A 2,068-nucleotide genomic window follows, 5' to 3' on the forward strand; every position below is an offset into this window, starting at 1 on the left:
ATAATTTTCTGTGTACCTTATTAAAATGAAGATATGATACATGAATACATCTCTCATGTAGTAAAGAGAAAAATTCCTACTACATATAATTTTAATGGGACAGAATGGGGAGGATTCAAAATGCAAACAAATGTAAAAATGGAAGAATGGGAGAAGAAACCATCACTACTTGGAATGTTTACTTCTCCTAGCCTACAGTTTGAGAGGATCAAAACAAGCGAAAAAGTTTGGGGGATATTCTTTTTAGTAGCACTGTTACAAGGACTTCTAGGCGGTTTGAGTAAGTATGGGATGTATACATCACCTGAGATGGTCCGAATGAGGAAAGAATTAGGAGAACTTGCTGGACAGAGTACACTTACAGGGGAAGTTATTTCTGGGATCGTATCAAATTTTGTGGGTGCAATGATTGGAGCACTGTTTATAGCAGCTATTTACAAAGTGTTTATGATATTTTTTAGAAATGATACATCTTATAAAACATTATTAACCATAGTTATATATACAAACATTATTCTTATCGTTGGTGAACTTATAAATACTATTTTAAGTTTCATTGTGGGTGGTGGATCGACACACTATACAGGTTTAGGTGCAATATTTTCTGAAGGTACATTTGCATATGGGATTGGTAATGCAATTGAAGTATTTTACATATGGAATTTAGTTCTAGTTTGGTTAGGGTTACAAATCACAGCGGGATTAAGTAAAGTAAAAGCAGCTATTCCGATTATTATTTTATTCATTATTAAAATAGTATTCTTAACTGCCATTATGGTATTAATAGCAGCATTCTTACCTGGTGTACCTATGTAATCAAAATGAATAAGGAGAGGGCGTTTGAAAATATTTGAAGTCAGCTATCATTTTTCAACAGTCTTTCTTATGCCAAATACAAATGGAAATTATATTTATGATCATTTCTTATATATGGAGCGTGAGTTGTTGAAGAAAGGCATGCTGTGAAGAGAAGGGAGGCATCTGATGTATTCATTAGTGGTGGGCGTGTTCTTATTGGTGCTGATTTTGTCGGCGGTTTGGTTCGTAGTTGGGAAGTTAGGGGTTTTCGACTGGATAGGTAATTTCGCATTAAAAATGAAGAATATCTTCAAGGAGGAAGACAAGAAATGAAAAAGAAAATAGGCGCTATTATAGTAGGAGTAGGACTTGTAGTAGTTGGAATTTTAACCGCAATGAGTGTGAAAGTAATTGAACAAGGACATGCAGGTGTAGTTTATAATAGAAGTACAGGTGTTGAAAAAGAAACATTAGGACAAGGTTGGCATCTAGTTTCGCCATTTAAACGTGTTACAGAATATCCAGTTTCTACAGAAACGGTACGAGTAAAGAATTTCAATGTACAAACGAAGGATGGTAAGCCATTGGCAGTTAGCTTATCTTATGACTATGCAAACGATGTAGAAAAACTGCCTAAAATCTATAACAAATTTAAAGGGCAATCTCCAGATGTGATTGAGAATGGTTGGTTACAAACACGTATCAAAAAAGCTACGCTTAACGTGTTTTCAAAGTATTCCGTTCTTGAAGTATTTCAACACCAAGGAGAAATTAATGCAGCGATCGAAAAAGAATTTCGTGGAACTGTAGATGATACTGGATTTATGGTTGATTCAGTAACACTAGAAGCACCAAAACCAGACGAAAATACAGCAAAAGCAATTCAGGGTGTTGTGGATGCACAACAAAGATTGGAAAAACTAGAGATTGAGAAAAAACAAGCCATTGTGGCAGCGGAACGTGATATAGAAGAAGCAAAAGGTAAGGCACAGGCAAACGAAATCTTAAAACAATCTCTATCTCCTGAAATAGTAGAAATAAAGAAAATTGAGAAGTGGGACGGAAAACTTCCGCAAGTAAGTGGTGGGGCCACGCCGTTTGTACAAGTGAAATGATAAGCTCTTTAAGCTAGTTAAGGAAAGTAAAAACGCAGGACTTAAAACCCTCTGCGTTTTTTGTTGATTAATGGATTTTTATAATGAGGAAGCGTGTCGCACAAAGGATTATTTTGTTTAAATTTTGCTTAATTCTTACCGCTAATCATTTAAAT

4 protein-coding genes are annotated in these 2,068 nt (G+C 35.1%); all 4 read left to right on the forward strand.

Annotated elements, in window-relative coordinates; all coding sequences use genetic code 11:
- Positions 1-120 precede the first annotated feature (120 nt).
- Genes yknW through AB3X48_RS21510 form a run of 4 tightly spaced genes read left to right on the forward strand, consistent with a single transcriptional unit; the run spans position 121 to position 1,913 of the window.
- Complete coding sequence (yknW, locus tag AB3X48_RS21495) at positions 121-816, forward strand: YknW family membrane protein (RefSeq protein WP_367959921.1); 696 nt, start codon at positions 121-123, stop codon at positions 814-816.
- Positions 817-840: 24 nt separating this feature from the next.
- Positions 841-966: a hypothetical protein gene (locus AB3X48_RS21500; protein ID WP_418883980.1), complete on the forward strand. Its 126-nt coding sequence runs from the start codon at positions 841-843 to the stop codon at positions 964-966.
- 18 nt (positions 967-984) lie between these two features.
- Positions 985-1,131 carry a hypothetical protein gene (locus AB3X48_RS21505; protein WP_367959922.1) on the forward strand — a complete coding sequence of 49 codons (147 nt, stop codon included), beginning with the start codon at positions 985-987 and terminating at the stop codon, positions 1,129-1,131.
- Positions 1,128-1,913 (forward strand): prohibitin family protein, encoded by a 786-nt coding sequence (locus tag AB3X48_RS21510; RefSeq protein WP_002107239.1) that lies wholly within the window; start codon positions 1,128-1,130, stop codon positions 1,911-1,913. The genes AB3X48_RS21505 and AB3X48_RS21510 overlap by 4 nt, the downstream gene beginning before the upstream one ends.
- Positions 1,914-2,068 lie beyond the last annotated feature (155 nt).

Origin of the sequence: Bacillus sp. S4 (assembly GCF_040838205.1) — a bacterium.
In the GTDB taxonomy this organism is placed as follows: Bacteria; Bacillota; Bacilli; order Bacillales; family Bacillaceae_G; genus Bacillus_A; species Bacillus_A cereus_U.